General features: G+C 69.1%; 19 protein-coding genes and 2 pseudogenes. 12 read left to right on the forward strand and 9 right to left on the reverse strand.

Annotated features, from left to right (window positions below):
• From boxC to VF106_RS35995, 3 genes are all read right to left on the reverse strand, one after another.
• The coding region (gene boxC / locus VF106_RS35985; protein ID WP_330844416.1) for a 2,3-epoxybenzoyl-CoA dihydrolase at window positions 1–1,506 on the reverse strand (1,506 nt) is incomplete at its 3' end.
• Between the two features lie 146 nt (window positions 1,507–1,652).
• The gene (locus VF106_RS35990) at window positions 1,653–3,116 is read right to left on the reverse strand and encodes a benzaldehyde dehydrogenase (protein ID WP_330844417.1); all 1,464 of its coding nucleotides are present in this window, start codon (window positions 3,114–3,116) and stop codon (window positions 1,653–1,655) included.
• A 22-nt stretch (window positions 3,117–3,138) separates the two neighbouring features.
• Entirely contained in the window at window positions 3,139–4,650 is a 1,512-nt protein-coding gene (locus VF106_RS35995) for a GMC family oxidoreductase (RefSeq protein ID WP_330844418.1), read from the reverse strand.
• Between the two features lie 99 nt (window positions 4,651–4,749).
• Between VF106_RS35995 and VF106_RS36000 the strand changes: the two genes are divergently transcribed.
• Together VF106_RS36000 and VF106_RS36005 are read left to right on the forward strand one after the other, a co-directional pair.
• Window positions 4,750–5,670: an AraC-like ligand-binding domain-containing protein gene (locus VF106_RS36000; RefSeq protein WP_330844419.1), complete on the forward strand. Its 921-nt coding sequence runs from the start codon at window positions 4,750–4,752 to the stop codon at window positions 5,668–5,670.
• Window positions 5,671–5,683: 13 nt separating this feature from the next.
• A complete protein-coding gene (locus tag VF106_RS36005) occupies window positions 5,684–6,022 on the forward strand; it encodes a hypothetical protein (RefSeq protein WP_330844420.1) in 339 nt (112 codons plus the stop codon).
• Between the two features lie 203 nt (window positions 6,023–6,225).
• On the opposite strand, the gene VF106_RS36010 is transcribed toward VF106_RS36005, so the two are convergent.
• Together VF106_RS36010 and VF106_RS36015 are read right to left on the reverse strand one after the other, a co-directional pair.
• On the reverse strand, window positions 6,226–9,195 hold the full coding sequence (locus VF106_RS36010; RefSeq protein WP_330844421.1) for a beta-L-arabinofuranosidase domain-containing protein: 2,970 nt from the start codon (window positions 9,193–9,195) through the stop codon (window positions 6,226–6,228).
• A 95-nt stretch (window positions 9,196–9,290) separates the two neighbouring features.
• Window positions 9,291–9,968, reverse strand: coding sequence for a GntR family transcriptional regulator (locus VF106_RS36015; RefSeq protein WP_330844422.1), 678 nt, complete (start codon window positions 9,966–9,968; stop codon window positions 9,291–9,293).
• A 1,231-nt stretch (window positions 9,969–11,199) separates the two neighbouring features.
• Here VF106_RS36015 and VF106_RS51215 point away from each other — a divergent pair.
• From VF106_RS51215 to VF106_RS36040, 5 genes and pseudogenes are all read left to right on the forward strand, one after another.
• Window positions 11,200–11,406: pseudogene (locus tag VF106_RS51215) on the forward strand (M6 family metalloprotease domain-containing protein); the annotation flags it as partial.
• Between the two features lie 59 nt (window positions 11,407–11,465).
• Window positions 11,466–12,173 (forward strand): hypothetical protein, encoded by a 708-nt coding sequence (locus VF106_RS36025; protein WP_524535866.1) that lies wholly within the window; start codon window positions 11,466–11,468, stop codon window positions 12,171–12,173.
• Entirely contained in the window at window positions 12,170–12,565 is a 396-nt protein-coding gene (locus VF106_RS36030; RefSeq protein WP_330844425.1) for a hypothetical protein, read from the forward strand. The genes VF106_RS36025 and VF106_RS36030 overlap by 4 nt, the downstream gene beginning before the upstream one ends.
• Window positions 12,562–13,050, forward strand: coding sequence for a TlpA family protein disulfide reductase (locus VF106_RS36035; RefSeq protein WP_330844426.1), 489 nt, complete (start codon window positions 12,562–12,564; stop codon window positions 13,048–13,050). The genes VF106_RS36030 and VF106_RS36035 overlap by 4 nt, the downstream gene beginning before the upstream one ends.
• 15 nt (window positions 13,051–13,065) lie before the next feature.
• A complete protein-coding gene (locus VF106_RS36040) occupies window positions 13,066–14,931 on the forward strand; it encodes a CocE/NonD family hydrolase (RefSeq protein WP_330844427.1) in 1,866 nt (621 codons plus the stop codon).
• 1 nt (window position 14,932) lies between these two features.
• On the opposite strand, the gene VF106_RS36045 is transcribed toward VF106_RS36040, so the two are convergent.
• Complete coding sequence (locus VF106_RS36045) at window positions 14,933–16,294, reverse strand: hypothetical protein (protein ID WP_330844428.1); 1,362 nt, start codon at window positions 16,292–16,294, stop codon at window positions 14,933–14,935.
• A gap of 218 nt (window positions 16,295–16,512) precedes the next feature.
• Between VF106_RS36045 and VF106_RS36050 the strand changes: the two genes are divergently transcribed.
• Genes VF106_RS36050 through VF106_RS36070 form a run of 5 tightly spaced genes read left to right on the forward strand, consistent with a single transcriptional unit; the run spans window position 16,513 to window position 20,873 of the window.
• Window positions 16,513–17,031 carry a toxin-antitoxin system HicB family antitoxin gene (locus tag VF106_RS36050; protein ID WP_330844429.1) on the forward strand — a complete coding sequence of 173 codons (519 nt, stop codon included), beginning with the start codon at window positions 16,513–16,515 and terminating at the stop codon, window positions 17,029–17,031.
• Between the two features lie 41 nt (window positions 17,032–17,072).
• Window positions 17,073–17,918 carry a DUF4097 family beta strand repeat-containing protein gene (locus VF106_RS36055; RefSeq protein WP_330844430.1) on the forward strand — a complete coding sequence of 282 codons (846 nt, stop codon included), beginning with the start codon at window positions 17,073–17,075 and terminating at the stop codon, window positions 17,916–17,918.
• A gap of 20 nt (window positions 17,919–17,938) precedes the next feature.
• A complete protein-coding gene (locus tag VF106_RS36060) occupies window positions 17,939–18,889 on the forward strand; it encodes an efflux ABC transporter ATPase subunit, DrrA-related (RefSeq protein WP_330844431.1) in 951 nt (316 codons plus the stop codon).
• On the forward strand, window positions 18,886–19,689 hold the full coding sequence (locus tag VF106_RS36065; RefSeq protein ID WP_330844432.1) for an ABC transporter permease: 804 nt from the start codon (window positions 18,886–18,888) through the stop codon (window positions 19,687–19,689). The genes VF106_RS36060 and VF106_RS36065 overlap by 4 nt, the downstream gene beginning before the upstream one ends.
• Window positions 19,686–20,873 carry a cytochrome P450 gene (locus VF106_RS36070; RefSeq protein WP_330844433.1) on the forward strand — a complete coding sequence of 396 codons (1,188 nt, stop codon included), beginning with the start codon at window positions 19,686–19,688 and terminating at the stop codon, window positions 20,871–20,873. Before VF106_RS36065 ends, VF106_RS36070 begins: the two co-directional genes overlap by 4 nt.
• On the opposite strand, the pseudogene VF106_RS36075 reads toward VF106_RS36070, so the two are convergent.
• The 3 genes and pseudogenes from VF106_RS36075 to kdpC form a co-directional block, all read right to left on the reverse strand.
• A pseudogene (locus tag VF106_RS36075) lies at window positions 20,853–21,295 on the reverse strand (winged helix-turn-helix domain-containing protein). The gene VF106_RS36070 and the pseudogene VF106_RS36075 sit on opposite strands and share 21 nt — an antisense overlap.
• Complete coding sequence (locus tag VF106_RS36080) at window positions 21,292–23,880, reverse strand: DUF4118 domain-containing protein (RefSeq protein WP_330844434.1); 2,589 nt, start codon at window positions 23,878–23,880, stop codon at window positions 21,292–21,294. The pseudogene VF106_RS36075 and the gene VF106_RS36080 overlap by 4 nt, the downstream one beginning before the upstream one ends.
• On the reverse strand, window positions 23,877–24,467 hold the full coding sequence (gene kdpC / locus VF106_RS36085; RefSeq protein ID WP_330844435.1) for a K(+)-transporting ATPase subunit C: 591 nt from the start codon (window positions 24,465–24,467) through the stop codon (window positions 23,877–23,879). The genes VF106_RS36080 and kdpC overlap by 4 nt, the downstream gene beginning before the upstream one ends.
• Between the last annotated feature and the right edge of the window lies 1 nt (window position 24,468).

Consider the following 24,468-nt stretch of genomic DNA (forward strand, 5'->3'; position numbering starts at 1 on the left):
GGTCTCGATGGTTTCCGGCCCCACGAAACGGTGGTTGGCCTCCATGCCGGTACACGCGTCCGGCGACAACGCCGTGCGGCCCTCGACGACGATGCGGATCTCGTCGTCCCAGTCGATGTCGTCGAGCACATCGGTGACGAGACCGAGCTCCTTCGCCTCGGCCGGCCCGAGCACCCGGTCGAGTTCCTTGTCCCGCAACCATTCCAGGTGTTCGGTCGCCCCGTAAAAGCGGGACTCCAGGCGGGACAGACCGTTGCCCATGGGGAACGAACCGAAGTTGGCCTCGGTCAGCATGACCGTGCCCGCCTCACCGGCCTCCTGGTCGTCGAGCAGGTACTGCCGGTCACACGCGAACGCCAACTCGGCCAGCATCCCGGCGAAGCACGAACCCGGCTCGATGAGCGCGATCAGACTGCGGCTGGTCACGTCCAGCCGCTTCAGTGTGCGCTTGTAGTAGTGCGTGATCTCGTTGGCCAACCAGTGGTCCTCGCGCAGCAGGCGCTCGTAGGCGACCACGGCCTCGGGGCTGCCTTCGGTCCGGATGAGCCACGTGCCCAGCTCGGTCTCGTTGGTACGCAGGCGGAGGATCAGGTCGTCCAGCTCACGGGTCATGGCCAGCGGCCAGAACTCCGCGCCCTCGTCAAGGCTCCCCACCGTGTCGGGCACGTGGACCGTGATGGTGACCGTGCCGGCGTCCCGGTCGATGGCCGTGGTGACGTACCGGTCGCGACGCAGCGGGGTCAGCTCGACCCCCTCGACGTTCCCCGGCCGGTGCGACCGCTTCGCCAGCTCGTTCGCGCGCTCGGTGACCGTTTCCTCGAACCGCCGCGGGGGCGCCAGCTCGTCGACCAGCCGCCACTCGACCGCGGTGCGACCCTTCACCCCGTCGGACCGCGTGGCGAAGACGTCCGCCAGATCCTTGCGCACGCGCCGCTTGTCGACCACACGGGTGAGCCCACCGGTGCCGGGCAGCACCCCGAGCAGCGGCACCTCGGGCAGCGACACGGCCGACGAGTTGTCGTCCACCAGGACGATGTGGTCACAGGCCAGCGCCAGCTCGTACCCACCACCCGCGCAGGAGCCGTTCACCGCCGCGAGGTAGGTCTGGCCGGAGTGGACGGTGGCGTCCTCCATGCCGTTGCGGGTCTCGTTGGTGAACTTGCAGAAGTTCACCTTCCACTCGTGCGCCGAGGCGGCCAGCATGCGAATGTTCGCGCCAGCGCAGAACACCCGCTCCTTGCCGCTGGTCACGACCACCGCGCGAACGCCGGGGTGCTCGAAGCGCAGCCGCTGCGTGGCGTCGTACAGCTCGATGTCGACACCGAGGTCGTACGAGTTCAGCTTCAGCTCGTACCCCGGGACCAGCCCACCGTCCTCGGCGACATCCAGCACGAGCCACGCGATCTCGCCGTCGACCCGCAACCGCCAGTGCCGATAGGTGTCCGGATGCGCGTCGAAGGACACCGCCGCGCTCACCTCAGGCCCGACGTCCATCGTGACGGCCATGAGTCCTCCTCGGTGGTGGGTGAGCCGTGCTCCTCCAATTGTCTACACGAAAGAGGAGGATCGTCAATATGTTGTGGAGTGTCAGATGAGCCGAACAGACGACCGCGGGCCGGGCGTGCTGCGCCCGGCCCGCGGAAGTTCAACCATCAGAAGGGGAACGCGTGTGCCTGCTCCCGGTAGGTGACCCACTGCCACTGGGTGAACTCGTCCCAGCTGCTCTGTGAGCCGAAGCGGCTGCCGTTGCCGGAGGCGCCCGTGCCGCCGAACGGCGCGTACGCGTCGTTGTTCAGCGTCTGGTCGTTCACGTGCACGATGCCCGTGCGTAGCCGGCGTGCGAGGTCGCGGCCCCGCTCCACCGAACCCGTCTGCACGGCGGCGACCAGGCCGTACTCCGTCTCGTTGGCGACGGCGACCGCCTCGTCCGCGTCCCGGACGACGACCACGGGGGCGACCGGGCCGAAGATCTCCTCCCGGAACGCGGGCATCGAGGAGGTGACGCCGGCGAGCACGGTCGGCTGGTAGAACAGCCGCTCGTAGGTCCCACCGGCGCGTACCTCGGCACCGGCCGCGACGGTCTCGGTCACAATGCGGTCCACGTTGGACAGCTGGCGTTCGTTGATCAGCGGCCCGAGCGCGACCTGCTCGGTGTTCGGGTCGCCGACCGGGAGCATGGACGCCCGTTTGGCGAGCCGGTCGAGGTACTCGTCGGCGACGCTCTCGAGCACGATGTGCCGCCCGGCGGTCATGCACACCTGCCCCTGGTGCAGGAACGCGCCCCACGCGCCTGCCGAGCTGGCGACCTCCAGGTCGGCGTCGTCAAGGACGATCAGCGCGTTGTTGCCGCCCAGTTCCAGCGACACACGCTTGAGCGTGCGACCGGCCGTGGCCCCGACCTCGCGGCCCACCGCGGTCGAACCGGTGAACGAGATCATGGACACGTGAGGATCCCGAACCAGGGCCTCGCCGGGCGAGGCGTCGCCGGGCAGCACGTGCAGCAGCCCCTCTGGCAGGCCGGCCTCCTCGAACAGCCGGGCAACCAGCACGCCGCCGGACACCGCGGTCTGCACGTCCGGCTTGAGCACGACCGCGTTGCCGAGCGCGAGCGCCGGAGCGACGGCTCGCATCGAGAGGATCAGCGGGAAGTTCCACGGGCTGATCACGCCGACCACCCCGAGCGGAACCCGCCTGGCCACGCTCTCCCGGCCGGGCTCGCTCACCGGCAGCAGGTGCCCGTACGGCTGCGTGGGCAACGCCGCCGCCTCCCACAGCTCGCCGAGCGCGAGGTCGACCTCGAACGCGGCCTTGCCGGGCACCGCGCCGCCCTCCCGGATGAGCCACCGCTCGAACTCCGCGCGGTTGTCGGACAGCACGGCCGCCGCCTTGCGGATCACCGCGGCACGGGTCGGGCCGATCGTCTCGGCCCACACCGGCTGTGCCGCGGCGGCGCGTGCGGTCGCGGCGGCGACGTCCTCTGCGTCGGCCAGGCCGACCTGGGCGAGCACCGCGCCGGTCGCCGGCTCGACGCTGTCGATCACCCCGCCGCGCGCGCCGATCCAGCCTCCACTGTAGACGCGGCCGGTCCACTCGCCGCCGGCCAGAAGCTCTGCCATGTTCCTCCCTTTCCTTCGTCGACTACTGGCGGATCAGGTCGGCGGCCTTCTCGCCGATCATGATGGTGGCGGCGTTGGTGTTGACGCACACGATCCTGGGCATGACCGAGGCGTCCGCCACGCGTAGGCCGGTCAGGCCGTGCACCTTCAGGTCGGGGTCGACGACCGCGTCCGGACCGGTGCCCATCGCGCAGCTGCCGACCGGGTGGTAGTAGGTGCCGGTGCCCCGGGCCAGGAACGCCCGCAGTGCGGCCTCGTCGGTGGCGTCCGGCCCTGGCAGCACCTCGCGGGCGAGCCACGGCGCGAACGGCTCGGTCCCCGCGATGTCCCTGGCGACCTCGATGCCGTGCACCATCCGCCGGATGTCGGACTCCGTGCCGAGGTAGTTCGGGTCGATCAGCGGCGGGGCGCTCGGGTCGGCGCTGGCGAGGCGGATCGAGCCGCGTGCCTGCGGCACCGTGGCCACGCCGATCGTGAAGCTGTTCTCCGGCGCCACGAGGTGCGGCGGGTGGAACGGCACGTGGATGAACATCAGCTGCATGTCCGGCCCGGCCAACGCGCTGTCGCTGCGCCACAGCATCGACGTCTCGGCCAGGTTGTTGACCCCCGGCGGGATCGGCTGGCTCGCCTCGAACACCACCCCGCACAGCGGGTGGTCGTGCAGGTTGCGCCCAACGCCGGGCAGGTCGTGCACGACTCCGACGCCCACCTGCGCCAGTTCGGCGGCCGGGCCGACGCCGGACAGCAGCAACAGCCGCGGCGAGTCCACGGCACCCGCGCTCACGATCACCTCGGCGTCGGCGTACGCGGTGACGAGCGTGCCGGCCTGATCGAACTCCACACCCGTGCAGCGGTCGCCGTCGAACAGCAGCCGGAGGGCCCGTGAGTTCGTCGCGATCGTCAGGTTCTGCCGGCTGTCACGGACCGGCCGCAGGTAGGCGGCGGCCGTGCTCTGCCGCTGTCCACCGGAGATCGACAGGTCGTGCCAGCCGGCGCCCTCCGCGTCGGCGCCGTTGAAGTCGTCGGTCAGCGGATAGCCCGCCGCCGCGGCCGCGTCGAGGAACACCTGGGACAGCGGGTTCGGCGCGGCGGCCTGCGCGGGGAACATCGGTCCGCCGGTGCCTCTGTAGTGCGGGTCCTTTCCGCTGACCGTCTCCATGCGACGGAAGTACGGCAGGACGGACTCGTACTCCCAGCCGGGGGCACCGGTTTTCGCCCAGTGGTCGAAGTCGTCCCGGTGTCCACGCAGGTACACCATCGCGTTGATGCTGCTCGACCCGCCGAGCGTGTGCCCGCGCGGCCAGTTGTGGACGAGGTCGCCGGTGCCCGCCTGCGGGACCGTGTCGTACGAGTAGTCGACCTCGGTCCCCCACAGTCCCGGCCAGGCTGGCGGCACCGCGATCTCCGGCCGCTCGTCGGGCGGACCGGACTCGAGCAGCAGGACCTGGACATCGGGGTCCTCGGACAGCCGGGCCGCGACCACGCAGCCGGCCGAACCGGCGCCGATGACCACATAGTCGTAGTGAGTGGACATGTCAACCTCCCGTCACGTGCTACATACTCTTGCCTGACCGGCAGAGATGTTGTTGACTTTCCGTGCCACGGTTCTTGCCAGACGGCGCCTGGAGGGGCAATGACGCCTCAACTGTTGGAGCGCACGGAACGCTGGCGCGTCGAGTTGGCCGACGCGTTCAGCCAGCTCATCCCGGAACCACTCGACGAGCACCAGCCCGACGGGGCCCTCTCCGGCCTACGACTCGGCCAGCTCGTGACGTTCCAAGTGGACGGTACGCCGCAGGTCGTGCGGCGCACCAGAGCCGCGGTGCGCGCCGCGCCGGGCGACCCGTACAAGATCTGCGTGCAGGTCCGCGGCCGGGCGACGGTCCACCAGGACGGCCGCGAGGTCGTGCTGGAACCCGGACAGATGGCCATCTACGACACGGGTCGCCCGTACGACCTACGCCTGGAGCGGCAGTGGAGCTGCGCGGTCCTGGCCTTCCCACGCAACGCGCTCGGGCTGCCCGAACACCTCATCACCGCGTCGATGGCGCACGCCTACCAACTGGCGGACGGACCGGGCGCGGTACTGGCCGACTTCGTCCGGTCGGCGGTGCGCCGGCAGGGATCGATACCCGCCACCGCCGCGAGCCGACTCGGCGAGGCGGGACTGCACCTGATCGCCGGCACGCTGAGCGAGACCTCGGCGACTTCCTGTGCCGACGAGGCCGCCGACGCACTCAGGCTGCAGATCCTCGCCTATGTCCGCACACACCTGGCCGACCCGGACCTGTCCCACGCGCGGGTCGCCGCCGCACATCACATGGCGGGCCGAACGCTGCACCGGCTCTTCGAGCACGAGCCGTGCACCGTCACCGACTACATCCGCACCCAGCGGCTCGAGGCGGTCCACCGCGACCTGACCGACCCTCTACTGAGGAACCGAAGCATCGCCACTCTGGCGTCGCGTTGGGGATTCACCGACCAGGCACACTTCACCAGAGCCTTCCGCGCCCGCTACGGCACGGCCCCGTCACACGCCCGCCGCGGCTACTGAGCCCGGCGCGACCGTGACGGTGACGAACATCGGGCGACTGCCCGCCGAGCGGGTCGTGGTGACCTGCGGGCCGGACCCCTTCGGCAACGACAACATGATCACCACCGCCCTCGCCGGACTCGACGACCAACGTCGGCGTCGCGGCGGTGCTCTGCGAGGCACGCACCCCCAGCGCGAAGTACGCGGTGGTGGCCCCGACATCACCACCGTGACCGGCGCGACCAACGTGGCGAGCGAACGGTTCACGGTCTGTGGGAACGGCAGGTTCGATCGCCCCGCGACAGCACTCACCCTCGAGCCGGGCCCGAAACCACTCCGGTCAGGTTCCACTGTTGACGGTCACCGACGCTGACGGACGCTTCTCGTTCCCCGCCGTGCCCGCCGGTCTGTGCGACCCGTCCTACTCGCCAACGGCCGGCCACACCAAACGTCCTGCCCGGCGCGGAAATGTCGCCCTGCTCGTGACCGGCGACGAGGTCGTCTGCCAGGACCACCAACTGACGGTGACGACCAAGGATCCGGCGACCGCGTGCGCCTGGAGGTCGGCCTCGATTGTCACGGGCGCAGGCTGTCCTCGGCGCGCACGGCCGCGGCGATCACGGCTCGGCGTTCGTCTCGGGTGAAGCGGCCGGCTTCATGCCAATCCCCCGCCACATCCCGGACGCGGCGGACGAAACGGGCGTGGTTGGCGAACGGGGCCGCCTCCCAGACGCGGTCGAGGAACGAGAGCCCCTCGTCGTCCGCCGTCTCGTTCGACACACCGGAGTCGACCGCGCCGAACACCACGGTGGGCTCCACCCGCTTGAAGTACACGTGGTGCGCGTCGTTGATGCCGATGTAGAGCGGCCGCAGCGTGTGGTCGTGTGTGCTGAAGAAGTTCGGCTCTGCCAAGGGGGTGACCGCCGCGCCGAGATCGCCGTCGAGCTTGAGGTGTTGGTAGAACGAGAAGGTGCGCCAGGTCCGGGATGGGTTCAACGCCGGGAGCACCAGTGGGCCGTAGAACAGGCTCTGGGCCGCCGGATCGTCGGGCGCGCGTTCGACCCGCAGGCTGAACGGCATCGCGATCTCGATACGGTCGCCCGGCTGCCACTTCCTGCGCAGGCTGAAGTACGTGCCCGGCACTGCCTGCCCGGCCACCGGGAGGCCGTTGACCTTGATCTGGAAGGCTTCCCCGGCCCAGGACGGCACGCGGATCCTGATCTCTCGCCGGCCGTGCCCGTCGACCGTCAGCGTGCTCTTCTGCTCGCGCGGGAAGTCCGTCTCCTGCGTGACCGTGAAACCGTCCCAGCGCAGCGTCGAGGCGATGTAGAGGTTGACGTACAGCGCCGTGCCGTCCGAGGAACGGAAGTAGATCGAGTCCTGGTACTTGGTGTGGTTCTCCAGACCCGTGCCACCGCAACAGGTGCCGAGGTTGCCGAACCCTCTCGTGGCGCCCGGGTGCGCCGGCAGGAAGTAGGTCACCATCGGCTCGGTCGCGCTGTCCGCGTCACGCCGGGAACCGAGGATGTGGTTCAGGAGACCGCGTTCGTAGTAGTCCATGTACGCCGGGTCGGGGTCATGGAAGAACAGGTTCCTGGTCAGCTTGAGGAGGTTGTAGGTGGAGCAGGTCTCGCCGCCGCCGCTGCCGGAGTCGGTCTCCGGCCGCATCTGGTAGGTCAGCGAGCCTGCGATGTCGTCGCGCGGCTGGAACAGCTCGGCGTTGGTGTTCTGGGGGTAGCCGTCGCCCGCCGCGTACTGGCCGCCGGCCGAGCCGTGGCTGAACATGCGGTGCGGCACGACCATGTGCCAGAAGTTCTCCGCGGCGGTGAAATGCTCGCGGCTGGCCGGGTTCTGCTCGTAGACACGCAGGTAGCCGAGGAACTGCGGCACGTGCTGGTTGACGTGTATCCCGCGCAGCACGTCGCGGTTCTCCACGGCGGCCGGGAACACGGTGCGGCGGTTGTCGAAGCACAGGGCGGTCGCGAGGTAGTTCGCCTTGCGGGCCGGATCGTCCTCGATGGCCGCGAGGTGGGCCATGACCTCGTTCATCCCGCCGTACTCGCCGGCGATGTGCAGCGACCACATCCGGTTCAACCGGTCCCGCTCCACTGTGGACAAACGGCTGTGCACCCAGTCACCGATCCTGCGCGCGATCTCCAGTGCGCGTGCGCTGCCGGCCAGGTGGTACGCGTCGAGCAGTCCGCGCGTGATCTTGTGCAGGGTGTAGTACGGCGCCCAGATACCGGCGGCGCTGTAGTTCGTGAACTCCTCCAGCCTGATGAACTGGGCCTCGGTGTACGCCGAGAGAAACCCCGGGTGTCGCCGACCGTCGGTGGCGCCGAAGAACTCGGCGTCGTTGCCACGACCTGACGAGTCCACGATGGACTTCCCGGGTGCTTCGTCGAACCGGTACCACGCGACGAGATCCGCGGTGCCCGCGGCGTCGGGGCTCTGTGCGACGGCCGCCACCTCGGCGCCGGTGAGTGCGCGGTCGAAGACCTGGAACTCGTCGATCGTCGCGTTCAGGAACTTGATGTTGGTCTGCGGGAACTGGGCCCGGCCGATCCAGTTGGCGGTGGCGCCGAGGTCCGCCGGGCCGAGATCGATCGTGCCGGTGCCGGCGGCCACCCCGTCGATGTAGAGAGTGCCGGCGTTGCCTGCCTTGGTGATGGCGACGTGCGCCCATGTGCCGGCGACCAACTGGGTAGCGGCGTCGATCCGCTGTTCGCCACCGCCGTTGTTGATCGCGAACCGTGGGCCGCCGGTCGATGTGTGCGCGGACAGGTACATCCGGACCTGCGGGTCGGCGGCGCTGTCACCCGGCAGGGCGAAGTCGAAGATTCGCGCGTCCGCGTCCCGGACCGCCAGGTTGACCCACGTGGCGACGGTGAAGTCGGTCAACCCGTCCGTCACGCCAGCGGGCACGGCGATGCGGTCCGCGTCGCCGGTGATGTGTCCGTTCGGGGTGCCGGTCAGTCGTATCGCGGTACCCGACCTGCCGGGCACCCGGGGTGTCGGCCGGCTCGCCGCGGCGGCCAGCGCGTCCTGGCATTCACCAAGGGCGGTGACCATGTAGTCCAGTTTGTCCTTGAAGATCTGCTCGCCGGTCGACGCGTAGGACTGTGCCAGCAGCGTCAGGAAGTGGCCGGTGTAGTGGCCACGCAGGTTCCCGTCCGGCGTCTCCCAGCTGCCGATCGGGCTGACGCCCTTGTGGTCGAGCCCTGCGTTGACCCGGAAGCTGCGCAGCATTCGGTCTGGGCCACGCCGGTCGTCACGAACGCCGCCCACGACGCTCGGCCCGTACTCGCGGGCGAAGTGGAGCAGGCGGTCCCGCTTCTCCCGGAACACGCTGTCGCCGAGCGTCACCTGAGTCAGGTCGAACGGCCGCACACGCCAACTACGCGGGCTGGGGAGGCCGTTCGACACAGCCGGACCCGGCTGCGTGACCGCGTGAGCCCGGCCGGGCATCAACGGCAGAGCTGCCGGAGCCGCGGCGGCCAGCGCACCCATCTGCAGGACTTGGCGCCGGGAGAGATCCTTGTTCATCCAGTGCTCCCCCATCGTGGGTGCCAGATGACATGTAAGGTGTGCAATATTACTGATCCCCGAAATCAGGCGTCAAGGATCGTGCTCGGAGTGGATCACTCCGTGGGGCGGCCCGCCCACTCGCGGCGCGTGTGGCCGAGATGGGTGCTCATCAGCTTCTTCAGCTTCTTCGCGTCGCCCGAGGCGATCAGGTCGCACATCTCGACGTGTTCCTGGGCGCTGTCGGCGAGACGGCCGGAGGCGACGAGGGCGGACAGTCCGTAGAGGCGGGTCTGCGCACGGAGATCGTCGACGATCCGCACCAGACGGGTGTTCCCGGCCGCCGAGAGCAACCGGAGGTGGAACTCGTGGTCGGCGCCGATGTAGCTGACGAGGTCTCCCTCGGCGGCGGCGTCGACGATGGCCGCGGCCAACTCGCGCAGGGTGGCCAGCTCGTCGGCGGCGATGCGGGGTAGCGCGTCGGCGGCGGCGGTCGGCTCGAGCAGCTGGCGGATCTGGGTGATCTGGTCGAGGTCGGCCTCGGAGATCTCGGTGACCTTGAAGCCCCTGTTGCGGACCGCCTCGACCAGCCCTTGCTTGGCCAGGTCGAGCATCGCCTCGCGCACGGGGGTGGCGGAGACACCGAACCGCTCGGCCAGGCTCGATGCCGAGTACAGCTCGCCGGGCCTCATCTCGCCGGAGATGATGGCGCCACGCAACGCGTTGGCGACCTCTTCCCGCACGCTCGTCCAACGAGCGAACGACGGTAGCGCCAAATGCCGCGGTTCAGCCATCGAGGGGTCCTACGTCTTTCGTGGCAAGTCCAACGTGGACCATCCTAGCCGTTCCGCTGCCCATGGACCGAAACAGTGCCATGTCGTATTTTACATGTGACCGACCATCGGCGAGCCCCGAAGGAGCGTGCGTGCGATGAGGCTGACCGGGAAGGGTGCTCCGAGGCGGTTACCAGGCGTTCTCGCCGTGGTCGCCGTGTCCGCGCTCGTCGTCGGACCGACGGCCCATGCGAGCCCGAATGCCTTCGAGGTCAGTCCGATCGATCCCCAGCGCTGGCAGAACCAGTACGACATGACGTGGGCGGACTGGACCGACATCCCGGGTACGAGGTGGAACGACCCGAACGCCGCGCCGAGCGAGCGGGGACTGCGGATCGCCCTGGTCGCCGTCGACTTCCCCGACCAGCCCTTCGTGATCACGCAGCCGAAGGAAAGTGACCTGTTCGGGAACCCGCAGATCGACCCGATCCCTCGGGCGGGCGTGCCGCGGTTCTACCACGACTACTACATGATCCCGAACGAGTACAACCACGGCCGCACCATCCACGAGTACTGGATGGAGCAGAGCCGCGGCCAGCTCGGCGTCGGGCAGATGGACGTCTTCGGCGCCTACCAGCTTCCCCGCAACCTGTTCGAGTACGGCCTGAACGAATGGGGCCAGACCGCGGTCTGCCCGAAAGGCTTCACCTGCAACGGAAACCTCGACCGCGACGCCGACACGGCGTGGAAGGCCGATCTCGCCGAGCAGGGCGTGCCGTGCCCGGACAGCCGCTGCGGCTACGACGTGATCCTGCGTGTCTACGCGGGTTACGACGAGACCAGCATCTGGCAGGAGTTCGGCGAGATGATGTTCACCAACAAGGAGGACATCCCCGACGAGTGGGGTCCGCCCGCGTCGGTGGACCCGAACAACGAGCTGCCGAACTGGGCACCGACCCGGTACGTCGAGTGGACGTCCTGGCGTGCCGCCGCCCAGCAGTGGGGCCTGTCGTCCATCCGCCAGGCCGAGAGCTCGGGGACCATCACCCACGAGATGGGCCACTACTTCTTCAGTATCGGCGACAACAACAACAATCCGTTCTCCGATCGCCAGAACCCGCCAAGCCCGTTCCACCGGGTGGGCTCCGCGCCGTGGGACATGATGGACCGCGGCTCGTTCAACGGTCCTGGCGGCCACCACATGCGCTGGGTCATCCCACCGAACATGGGTGGCTGGTCACCGGCGGGCCTGATGCTGCGCAACCGGCTCCACGCCGGCATCCTGCCGGCGGACAACGTGCTCGACATCAGCCGCGAAGCCCTTGCCACCACCGGCATCGTCGTCGACACCGTCACCGCACGCGCCGTCGATCCCGGCATGGGCGGGACATCCGGCATCAAGGTCCGCCTCGACGGCCCGGGACGACCGGACCGCACACCGAACTGCGACATCAACACCAACCCGTTCTGCCACGGCACACCGGTTGGGACCACTACACGGTCGAGGTCGTCGACCGGATGGGGTTCGACTCCTTCACCCCGGACAGCGGCGTCATCATCGCCAAGAACAAGACCACCGAGAGCAACACCTGTGGCTACAACTGCTTCAACTGGGTCATCGACGCCAACCCGGGAGACATCGGGCTGGTCGACTTCTACCGGCCGGACGGTACTCCGGTCATGGCCTCCATCGCCGACCACCGCCAGCTCAACGACGCGGCCTTCCACGCCGGCCTGAACTCCGGCTCGGCGTACGAATGGGTCGACGAGGCGAACCGCCTGCACTTCTACGTCATCGGCATCCAGCGTGACGGTGACGGCGTCCTGTCCTACACCGTCGCGGTGCGTTCACTCGACGGCTCCGGCCCGCAGCGACGCGGCGTCCGGTTGGGTCGGCCGGAGGTCAGCGGTCTCCAGCCGGGCCAGGCCGCGAAGTGCTCCTTCCCGCTCACCAACACCGGTCAGGCCAACGCCTCCGAGGAACTGAACAACGACGTCTACCGGCTCTCGGTATCCTCGCGCGGCAGGGGTTGGACCGCCCAACTGGACAACGCACTGACCACGGCCAGGGCCGGGGGCACCGTCGCCGTCCCGGTCTATGTCTCGCGTGCGGCTGGTTCCGCGCGGAGCACCACCGTCACGCTGACCGCCAAGTCCGAAAGCGACCCCCGCGTGACCCGCTCTCTCACGTGCACCGTCGACATCCGTGACACGACCCGCCGATGAGGGCAGCCGGGTTCCTGGCACTCGCGCTCCTTCTCGCCGGCTGCGCGGGTGACGCCTCCGACAGCAGCACGTTGCGGCTGCTCGTACTGGACGGAAACCTGCGCCGACTCGGGGATCCGTGCAACGGCGCGGGTCCGTTCCGGTACGCGCACGCCGACGCCGGTTACGTCGTCCAGGACCGGGACGGTGTCGAGGTGTTCCGTGGCGAACTGCCGAACGGGACCGCGGAGAAGATGATGGACGTGGAGTTCCGGGAGGGTCTGCGCCAGCCGACGATGTGCGTGATGACGTTGCACGTCGACGGGCTCACGAAACCGGACGGCCACGAGCTCGTCATCGACCGCCACGATGGCGTTCCGATCGAGCCCAACGGTGAGGTGACGGTCTCGTGAGGCATGCGCTTCTCGCTCTGTTGCTTGCCCTGGCCGGATGTTCGGCCGACACGACGTACGTCACCCCACCGTCGACCGCTCCACCGGCGCCCGCATTCGAACTGGAACTGCTGGACGGCTCCACACTGGACCTCGCCGAGCAGTGGAAGACCCGTCCCGTGGTGCTCGTGTTCTTCGAGTCATGGTGCGAGCTGTGCGCACGTCAGCAGGACGACATCACGGCCCTGTCGGAGGAGTACCGCGACACGGTGCTGTTCGTCGGTGTCGGCCAGGAGTCCGGCAGCGCGGACGCCGCCGAGTACGGGCGCGAGCACGACATCGACTATCCCGTCGGCCTCGACCCCACGGGTGAGGTCTGGCGGCGTTACCGCGTCGACGAACCCCCGCTCGTCGCGCTGATCAGCAAGGGCGGCCGGCTGGTGCGTGGCTGGCCGGGCGGGACGACCGAACTGGACGAACAGATCCGGCAGTTCCTGGTGGCCTGAAGACAGGAGATCGACGTGAGGAACGTCGTGTGGTGCGCGGCCCTGTCCCTTGTCGCGACCATCGGCATCGGCGGGACCGCCGATGCCGAGGCGCCCGGCATCGTGGTCTCGAACGGTGTGACACAGCCGGTCTTCGGTTACGACGACGCGATCAGGGAGCGCGTCTTCGTCGGCTCGCCGTACGACTCCGATGTGGACGGCACGCTGGACGTCATCGCCGTGGACATCATGCGGCCGGCCGCGAGCGACCACGGCCTCGATGTCCCGGTCATCATGGACCCGAGCCCCTACTTCTCCACCCTGGGCCGCGGCAACGAGGCCGAGCTCAAGACCGATGTGGACGGTGACGGCCTGCTGGACCGGTGGCCGCTGTTCTACGACAACTACTTCGTCCCCCGCGGCTACGCGGTTCTGCTCATGGACATGATTGGGACGAACAGGTCGTCCGGCTGCCCCACGATCCACGAGGAGTCGGACAACCTGTCCCCCAAGGTCGTGATCGACTGGCTCAACGGCCGCGCCACCGCACGGGACGCGACCGGCGCCGAGGTGGTGGCCGACTGGCACAACGGCAGGACCGGGCTGATCGGCAAGTCCTACGACGGCACCCTCGCCAACGGCACCGCGGTGTCCGGTGTGGACGGGCTGACGACCATCGTCCCGATCACCGCGATCTCCAGCTACTACGACTACACCAGAAGCAACGGGGTGGTCCAGCGCGGCAACAACTATCTCGCCTCGCTGGCCAACACCGTCACCGACCCTGACCGCAGGGACCACTGCGCGCCGGTCCGCGACCGATTGTCGGCCAACGACGGCGACGAGTCCGGGGACTACACCGAGTTCTGGCACGTCCGCGACTACAACCGCGACGTGGACCGGGTCAGGGCGAGCGTCTTCGTCGTCCACGGCCTGAACGACGAGAACGTCCGCCCGGACCACTTCAGTAAGTGGTGGTCCGGGCTGGCCGAGAACGACGTGCCGCGCAAGCTGTGGCTGGCCCAGACCGGCCACGTGGACCCGTTCGACTTCCGGCGCGGGGCGTGGGTCGAGGAGATTCACAGGTGGTTCGACTTCTGGCTCCACGGCGTCGCCAACGGCATCATGCGCGAGCCGCTGGTCGACGTCGAGCGGGCGCCGGACGTCTGGGAAACCGCCACGAACTGGCCGGTTCGCGGCTCGCGCCCGGTGGACGTGTGGCTCGCCCCCTCGGGAACACTGTCGGTGAAGCCCAACCCGCCCGCCCCCGCACTGAGTTTCCAGGACGACCCGCTTCAGCGGGAAACCACGATGATCGGCAACGAGCTGGTGGTCCAGCCGAACCGGTTGGCCTACGTCTCCGCGCCACTGACCGCTCCCCTGCACATTTCCGGCACCCCGACCGTCCACCTGCGGGCGTCGGTCAACGACGTCGACACGAACTTCGGTGCGATCCTCGTCGACTACGGGCAGGCGGAACGGATCCAGCGCACCGGTGACGGCGTGGGCACCGGCACGCAGGAAACCTGTTGGGGCTCAACGGCCGTGTGGGGCGGCTTCGCCGAGGACGCCTGCTACCGCGAGGTGTTCAAGCGCGTCGCCGTCACCGACCGCGAAGTGGTGACGAAGGGCATCGTCGACGGCCTGAACATCAGCGACTACAACCGCCCGACTCCCCTGGTGCCGGGGAGGCAGTACCAGGTCGGTTTCCCGTTGCTGCCCGAGGACTACGTCTTTCCCGCCGGTCACCGCATCGGCGTGATCATCGTCGGCAGCTACCGCGACTACGGCAGCCAGGCCGACCAGAACCGCGCCACGATCACCGTCGCACCCCGGCGGTCCCTGATCGAACTACCCATCGTGGGCGGCCACGCGGCGGCGGTGCGAGCCGGCCTGACGTAGGTCAGGCGACCTGGAACGAGTGGTAGTTCGACTCACTCTGCGAGCCGTCCGGTCCCACCGCGAAGACCTGGAGATAGGTGCCGCCACTCACGTCGGGTGCCCAGGAGATCGTGGCGCGGCCGTCAGGACCCGGCGCGACGAACGTCGGTTCGCCGAAGAAGTCGAAGGAGTACTGGTAGCCGCTCACCTCGGTCCAGCCGGCCGGCGGGGAGAAGGTGAAGGTGCCGGTCACGCCGACGCCGCCGACCGGCTGGCCGTTGTCCACATAGATGTCAGACTGCACGCCGGGCCCCCGGTCGAAGTGCACCGACCAGGACGCCTCGGGCGAAACCCAGCCGTTGGCCGACAGGCTGCGGACCCTGACGCTGGCCCCGTCGACGTCGCTCGCCACGAACGTGATGGTCGCGGTGCCGTCCGCTTCGGCGAGGATGGTCCGCTGCTCGTCACCGAACCAGTAGGTGTAGTCCACCGTGCCGGTGATGCCCGGATAGGGGGCGAAGCGCAGAGTGACCGGCTGGTTCCACTCCGGCGCCGGGCCGACCACGGTCACGGACGGGTGGCCGCCGAACGCCGGGGCGATCTCGTAGGTGGTCGTGGCCGAGCGCAGGCCCGCCTGGTCGATCGACCGGACCAGCAAACGGTTCCGCCACTCCCGAGGCGCGTTCAGGGTCACCGTGGCCGTGCCACCCGGAGCGTCGGCGCGCACCGTGTTCGGCTTGGTGAACGGGTCAGCACAGATCAGCTGCCCACCCGAGCCGTAGTCACAGGTCGGCGAAGGGAGCGACTCCCACGCGTACTCGAAGCCGATCGTGTCCAGGTCGGTGGCGGTGAAGGTGAACACGCCGGGTTCGCCGAGCGGTCCCTGGCCCACATTGGCCGGCGGGTAGTTCGTCGACGACACCAGGGCAGCCTGCGGGTCGGTCTGGTCGACGACGAATGAGCAGGCACCGGACCACGACGAGGCGCCCACCCCGTCGCTCACGCGGACCTGCCAGGAGAGAGTGCGCCCGTCCACCAGCACGCCGGCCGGCACCCGCACCCTGCTGAACGATTCCGTGTTGCCGTTGGTCGTCAGCACAGTCCGGGTCGCCGGGTCCTCCGCCGGCCACACGGCGAACTCGTACCGCATGCGCCATCTGTCGTCCGGGTCGGCGTCAGTGGCTCGCGCCTGCAGCAGGTCGACAAAGGAACCGAGGGCCGGGTAGGGCGCGGACTCCGCGCACGGAAAGCCGCCGTTGGTCCGGCTGGCCGGGTCGATCGCCGGCGGTGAGTTGTCCGGCGCGGCCAGCGCGGACGGGGAGACGGTCACACCGAACGCGACCGACACCAGGGCCAACCCGACAAGGACGCGTGCTCTCCACACTGAACCCACAGTGGCCCCCAGCCAACGTGCCAGCACCGATGCGTGGAACTCTACCCAACATCACCCGTTTCCCGACATGAATCTTTATGGCACCAATGGTGGTGCCATACCGACACACGCGTGGTTTCCGCACTTCACAGCGTTGAGCGGCGCCGCTCAAGCGCCTGTTGACGCCATCCACGCTTGCCATGGCACCACTCTTGTGCCAACATGGCGTCATGGATTTGACACCATTCGTGGACAACGTTCGCCGGGAGCTGGCTGTCGCGGCTGAGGCTGGTGGCGAGGAGGCGCGGGCGCTCGCCGAACGCCTGACCGCTCCCCTGGTGTCGGCCATTCGCCTCACGTTGTTGGACGCCCTGGCGGCCGCGACGGAGGAGATCACGCGAGACCTCGCGCCCGGGTCGGTCGAGGTTCGCCTGCGCACTGGCGAGGCGACCTTCGCCGTCACGCCGCCCGTCGTCGAGGCGCCGGCCGTGATCGAGTCCAGGCCCAGCACGCCGGAGCCCGAGCCGGTGCAGGACGACGACGGCACCATGGTCCGCATCAACCTCCGGCTGTCCGAGCACCTCAAGGCACGCATCGAGGAAGCCGCCACCGAGGAGGGACGGTCGGTCAACGCCTGGCTCGTGCGTGCCGCGTCCACCGCGCTGCGGCCCGCGGCGCGGTCTGGCCCGTCCTCGGCGGCGGGTGACGGGCGCAGGGCCTCGCAGCGCTACACCGGCTGGGTCAGCTAACCAGCGCAAACCCGAAACACACCACATTCGAGGGGACAGCCATGCCTTCTTTCGACACGCCCGAACCGATCGTGGCGAACATCGAACCCGTCGTCGGCAACGTCCGCGTCATCGCGAGCGAACGCACCGACACGGTCGTGGACGTCCGGCCGACCGACGAGTCCGACGCCTCCGACGTCAAGGCCGCGCGGCAGACCGTCGTCGAGTACTCCGCCGGCACCCTGACGGTCAAGGCGCCGAGGGCCAACCCGTTCGACATCACCAACAAGTCGCGGTCGATCGACGTGACCGTCGAGTTGCCCTCGGGCTCGCGGGTGCACGGCAGCACCCACATGGGTGACCTCCGCAGTGACGGCAGGCTCGGTGAATGCCGGTACAAGTGCGGCGTCGGGCACGTCCAGCTCGACCACACCGGCGAGCTTCACCTGACCACCGGAGCGGGCAACATCGCCGTCGACCGGGTCGAGGGCAACGTCGAGATCACCACCGGCTCGGGGCGGATACAGGTCGGCGAGATCGCGGGCACGGGGGTCGTCAAGAACTCCAACGGCTCCACCACGATCGGCTCGGTGGGCGGCTCACTGCGTACCCGCGCGGCCAACGGCGACATCACCGTCGAGCACGCCGAGGACGAGGTCGACGCCAAGACCGCGAACGGTTCGGTTCGCGTCCTCGACGCCGTCCGCGGCGCGCTCACCCTCGAGACCGCCATGGGCGACCTCGAGATCGGCATCCGCCAGGGCACCGCGGCCTGGCTCGACGTGAACACGAAGTTCGGCCGGGTCCGCAACGACATGGACGAAGCCGTGGCGCCCGATGCCGCGACGAACACGATCAAGGCCCGCGCCCACACCTCCTTCGGCGACATCGCCATCCACCGTTCCTGACAACCACAAGGAAAAACCACATGATCCTCCCGGCCATCTCGGCGAGGGGCCTGCGCAAGTCCTACGGCGACAAGGTGGTGCTCGACGGCATCGACCTGGACGTCGCACCGGGCACCGTCTTCTCGCTGCTCGGACCCAACGGCGCCGGCAAGACCACCGCCGTCAACATTCTGTCCACTTTGGTCACCCCGGACGGCGGCACAGTGGCCGTCGCCGGGCACGACCTGGCCACCGACCCGGACGGGATCCGCACCGCCATCGGTCTCACCGGCCAGTTCTCCGCCGTCGACAACCTGCTCACCGGCGAGGAGAACCTGTTCCTCATGGCGGACCTGCACCACCTGCCGCGCCGCGTGGGGCGGCGGCGGGCCGCGACGTTGCTCGACCGGTTCGACCTCGTCGAGGCCGCGAAGAAGACGCCGACGACCTACTCCGGGGGCATGCGCCGCAAGCTCGACCTGGCGATGACCCTGGTCGGCGACCCGAAGGTCATCTTCCTCGACGAACCGACCACCGGGCTCGACCCGCGTAGCCGGCGCACTATGTGGGACATCATCCGCGACCTGGTAGCGAACGGGGTCACGATCTTTCTCACCACGCAGTACCTGGACGAGGCCGACCAGCTCGCCGACCGGATCGCGGTGCTCGACGGCGGCCGCCTCGTCGCGCAGGGCACGGCGGACGAACTGAAGCGCCGGGTGCCCGGCGCGCACCTGCGGCTGCGTTTCGTCGACACCGGGGTACTGCGGCGGGCGGCGACCATCCTGCCGGTGTCCACACCGGACGACGAGGCGCTCACACTCCGGGTGCCGACCGACGGCTCCGTCACGGAGCTGCACACCGTGCTCAACAGGCTGGCCGCCGAGGCCGTCCCGGTCGACGACCTCACCGTGCACACCCCCGACCTCGACGACGTGTTCCTCAGTCTCACCGGTCACCGGACCGAGCCGGAGAAGGAGCTGGTCCGATGACCACCCTGTCCTACGCGATGCGCGACTCGACCACCATGCTGCGCCGCAACATGCGGCACATGCAGCGGTATCCGTCCTTGACGGTCATGCTGGTCGGGCAGCCGATCGTGTTGCTGCTGCTGTTCGTCTACGTCTTCGGCGGCACCCTCGGCAACGGGCTCGGCGGCGCGGCCGTCAGCGGCGTCGGCGGCCGCGCGGCGTACGTCGGCTACGTCACGCCGGCCATCCTGCTGATCACCGTCACCAGCGCCGTGCTCGGCACCGCCATCTCCGTCGCCATGGACATGACCGAGGGCATCATCGCCCGGTTCCGCACGATGGCGATCAGCAAGGCGTCCGTCCTCACCGGACACGTGATCGGCACGGTCATCCAGACGGCGATCGGGCTGGCGGTCGTCATCGGTGTCGCGCTGCTCGTCGGTTTCTCGCCAACGGCGGGTGTGGGCGAATGGTTCGCGGTCGCCGGTGTGCTGTTGCTGCTGACCATCGCACTCACCTGGCTGGCGGTGGCGATGGGCCTGGCCGCGAAGAGCGTCGAGACGGCCAGCAACACACCGATGATCTTCACGCTGCTTCCCTTCATGGGCAGCGGTTTCGTACCCACCGACTCACTGCCGGCCTGGCTGCGCTGGTTCGCCGAGTACCAACCGTTCACCCCTGTCATCGAAACGATCCGAGGACTGCTGCTCGGCACCCCGATCGGCAACAGCGCGCTGCTCACGGTCGGCTGGTGCGTGTTGCTCACGGTGCTCGGCTACGCGTGGTCCAAGTCGCTGTTCGCAAAGGAGCGCACCCGATGAACGACCCGATCCCGGCGCTGCCGACGACCCGGCCGGCCGGCTGTCCGTTCGACCCACCGAGCGAACTCGCCGAACTGCGTGGCCGACGCCCGCTCACGCGGATGACCTATCCGGACGGACACGTCGGATGGCTCGCGACGAGCCACGAGGTGGTCCGCGCGATACTCGCCGACAACCGGTTCAGCGCACGGTACGAGATCATGCACATGCCGATCCCGGGTTACCCGGACGAGATGCCATCCGCGCCGCCTGGTGACATGACCGGGATGGACGCACCGGAACACACCCGTTTCCGCCAGCTGCTCGCCGGGCACTTCACCGTCCGCCGGATGCGTCTGCTCACCGAACGCGTCGAGCAGGTGTGCGCGGAACGGCTGGACGACATGGCCGCGCAGGGCTCACCGGCCGACCTGGTCACGGCGTTCGCCCAGCCGGTGCCGGCGTTGGTGATCTGCGAGCTGCTCGGCGTGCCCTTCGCCGACCACGAGTTCTTCCAACGACAGGCACAACTGCTGACCTCGATCAGCGCGTCGATGGAGGACCGCGCCGCCGCGATGACCGCGCTGTACGAGTACCTGCATGATCTCGTGCTGGCCAAAAGGAAGGAGCCGACCGACGATCTGCTGAGCGATCTCACGACCAGCGATCTCGACGATGTCGAACTGTCCGGGCTCGGCTCCTTCCTACTCGGCGCCGGGCTCGACACGACCGCGAACATGATCGCCCTCGGCACGTTCGCGTTGCTGACCAACCCCGACCAACTCGCCGACCTGCGCAACGGATGGTCCACCGTGGACGACGCCGTCGAGGAACTGTTGCGGTACCTGACGATCGCGCACACCGGAATCCGCACGGCGTTGGCCGACGTCGAGTTGGGCGGTGAGGTGGTGCGGGCCGGCGAGTCGGTCACCATCTCGTTGCAGGCGGCCAACCGCGACCCGGCGCGCTTCCCGAACCCGGACATGCTCGACCTGTCCCGGCGGGCGGCAGGTCACGTCGCGCTGGGCTACGGCATTCACCAGTGCCTGGGCCAGCAGCTCGCCAGGGTGGAGATGCGGGTCGCGTTCCCCGCGCTGTTCACCCGGTTCCCCACGCTGCGCCTCGCCGTCGACCCGGCGGAGGTGCCGATGCGCACGGACTCGAACCTCTACGGCGTGCACGAGCTACAAGTCTCCTGGGACTAGCGGGTTGTTCTCGAAGCGGTAGCCCAGGCCCGCTTCGGTGACGAGGTAGCGGGGGCGAGCCGGTTCTGGCTCGAGCTTACGTCGCAACTGGGCGAAGTAGACACGCAGGTAGTGGGTGTGGACCTCGTACTCCGGTCCCACACCTCGCGGAGAAGTTGTTTCCGCGCAACGCATTTGCCGGGGTTGCGGACGAGGATCTCCAGCAGACGCCATTCGGTCGGGGTGAGATGGACCTCGGTGCCGTCGCGGTGGACCTTCTTGGCGGCCAGGTCGACGGTGAACTGTTCCGCCTCCCCGGAATTCGATGTGTTGGTCGCGGCGGGGGACAGATGGTGCTGTTTGGTCACGTACTTGTGGCTGGCTTGCATCACGTTCCCCTGAGGTGCCGGTTGCGAGCCGCGAGGTCGACGCAGGAGTGTCATGGGGCCTCATAGAGGTTCGTACTGCTCACGGCGGTGCTGAAGGAGATCACGACGGTGAGACCGCCGCCCGGGGTGTCCTCGGCGCGGATGGTGCCGCCCATCGCCTCGGTGAAGCCCTTGGCGACGGACAGCCCGAGACCGAGACCGTTGGTCGTGTCCCGGTCACCGCGCCGCTGGAAAGGAGTGAAGATCGAGTCGGCGGCATGCTTGGGCAGGCCAGCGCCGTGGTCGACGACGCGAAGTTCGACGCGGTCGGCGTAGGTGCTGGCACGGATGGCGATGGCGGGTTCGTCAGGTGTGATCTCGCCATCGCCGTCCACGTCCACCTGTCGTGGGATGGCCAGGACTCCGTGCCGCAGGGCGTTGTCCACGACGTTCGCGACCACGCGTTCGAGCAGGCCGGCGTCGGCGGTCACGGCGGGCAGGTGCTCGGCCACGTCGACCGTGACGGTCGCGGTCGGCCGGGTCCGGGTGTCGAGGTTGGCCAGCGCACGGCCCACGATCTCGTCATAGGTGACGGGCCGCAGCTGGGGTTCGACGGCTCCGGTGGCGAGGCGGGAGGAGTCCAGCAGGTTGTCGACCAGGTCCGTGAGCCGGTCGGCGGACTCCTCCACTGTGGCCAGCAGCTCCTGCTCGTCCTCTGTGGACAGGGCGAGGTCCGGCGACCGGAGGCTGCCGATCGCGGCCTTGATGGACGTCAGGGGCGTGCGTAGGTCGTGGCCTACGGCGGAGAGCAACGCGGTGCGCAGCTGGGTGGTCTCTGCCCGCCGCCGCGCCTCGACGGCCTCGGCGGCCGTGCGTTGCTGACGCAGGGCGAGCAGAGCCTGCCGGGCAGCCGCTTCCAGGACCGTGCGGTCGGCGGCGGGCAGGGTGCGGCCGCGCAGCGCGAGGTGAACGTCGGGCGTGACCGGCACGTCCACATCGGCCTCGTCGGGTTCCGTGCAGCCGCCCCCGCCTGCGCATGCGATCTGCCGCCACGCGCCGTCCTGTTTCTCCAGCAGCGCCACCGAGGTCAGGCTGAAGTTCTCCCTCACCTTCGCCAGCAGGCGGTTCAGCGGGTCGTCGTGGGTGAGGACGGTGCGGGCGTAGGAGGCGAGCAGCGCCGCCTCGGTCCTCGCGTGCGCGGCCTGCTCGGCGCGGCTCGCGGCCCGGCCGACCACGACGGCCACGATCACCGCGACGGTCACCATGGCCACCAACGTGATGATGTTCTCGGGATCGGCGACGAGCAGCGTGTAGTACGGCTCGGTGAAGAAGTAGTTGAGCAGCCCGGCGCTCAGGAACGCGGTGAGCAGGGCCGGGCCGAGACCGAACAGCCCGACGAGCACGGTGACCAGGAAGTAGCCGACCACATCGGTGGACAGGCTGAGCCTGTCCCGCAGCACCATCCCCAGCACGGTCATCGCGGCGGGCAGGAGAGCCGCGAACATCCATCCCCGCAGAGGGGTCGTCACGGCGGACGGCACGAACCGGCGTCGCCAGCCGGGGTTGGCCTCGTCATGGGTGACCATGTGCACGTCGATGGCACCGGACGCCTGCACGACCGCCGCGCCGATGCCCTCGTCGAACAGCCGGGCGAGGCGGGTCCGGCGAGACGTGCCGACCACGAGCTGGGTGGCGTTGGCGCCGCGGGCGAAGTCGAGCAACGCGGTGGGCACGTCGTCGCCGACGACGGTGTGGAAGGTGGCGCCGACGTCGTCGGCGAGTGTGCGTAGGCGCCCGATGCCCTGCGGCGCTATGCCTTCCAGGCCGTCGCCGCGGAGCACGGTGAGCACCATCAGCTCGGCGGCCGCGCGGGTGGCGATCCTGGTGGCGCGGCGGATCAGGGCCTCGCTCTCGGGGCCGCCGGTGATCGCGACGACGACACGTTCGCGGGCCTCCCACGTGTCGGTGATGTCCTGTTCCGAGCGGTATCGCCGCAGCGCGACGTCGACCTGGTCGGCCACCCACAGCAGGGCCAGCTCCCGCAGCGCGGTGAGGTTGCCTGGGCGGAAGTAGTTGGCGAGCGCGGCGTCGACGCGGTGCGCGGGGTAGACGTTGCCGTGCGCCAACCGTCTGCGCAGGGCTTCCGGGGTGATGTCGACGATCTCCAGCTGCTCGGCGCGGCGCACGATGTCGTCGGGCACGGTCTCGTGCTGGTGGGCGCCGGTGATGCGCTCGACGACGTCGTTGAGGCTCTCCAGGTGCTGGATGTTCACGGTGGACAGCACGTCGATGCCGGCGTCGAGCAGTTCCTCGATGTCCGCCCAGCGTTTGGTGTTGCGGGAGCCGGGGATGTTGGTGTGGGCGAGCTCGTCGACGACGGCGACCTCGGGTCGCCTGGCCAGCAGCGCGTCGAGGTCCATCTCGGCGAACTCGTGCCCACGGTGGGTGATCCGCTTGCGCGGCACGACTTCGAGGCCCGCGACCAGACGTGCTGTCTTCTCCCGGCCGTGGGTTTCGACGAGGCCGATCACGACGTCGGTGCCCCGTTCGGCACGCCGGTGCGCCTCGCCGAGCATGGCGTAGGTCTTGCCGACGCCCGGCGCGGCGCCGAGGTAGATCCGCAGCTCGCCCCGCTTCCTCGGAGCGCCCGGCGAGGTCACCCTTTGGTGGCCTGGACGGCCAGGTTGAGCTTCAGGACGTTGACGCCCGGCTCGCCAAGGAAGCCAAGGCCGCGCCCGTCGGTGTTCTGCGCGACGAGCGCCCGTACCTCCTCTTCGGACAGTCCGTTCTCACGGGCGACCCTGGGCACCTGCAGCTCGGCGTAGGCCGGGCTGATCTGCGGGTCGAGGCCGGACGCGGACGCGGTGACGGCGTCGGCCGGGATCTGCGACTCCGCGACGCCTTCACGTTCGGCGATGGCAACCTTGCGCTCCTTGATGGCCGCGACCAGGTCCTCGTCGAAACCACCCTTGTTCGAGCCGCCGGACGTCGACGGGTCCGTGACCGCGGAGGGTCGGGTGTGGAACCACGGGTCGTGGTTCGGGTCCTTCGCCACCGGGTCGACACCGATGAGGTCGGAGCCGACGGCGTGCCCGTCGACCTCGACCACCGAGCCCTCGGCGTTGGCCCGCAGACCGGGAACCCGGCTGACGACCCACACGCCGAGCGGGTACAGGACGCCGGTCAGCACGGTCAGCACGAGCAGGACCCGCAAGCCGGCGAGGCTCTGCCTGACGAGTGTGTTCATT

The organism is Actinophytocola sp., from assembly GCF_036378875.1.
Taxonomy (GTDB): Bacteria; Actinomycetota; Actinomycetes; order Mycobacteriales; family Pseudonocardiaceae; genus Actinophytocola.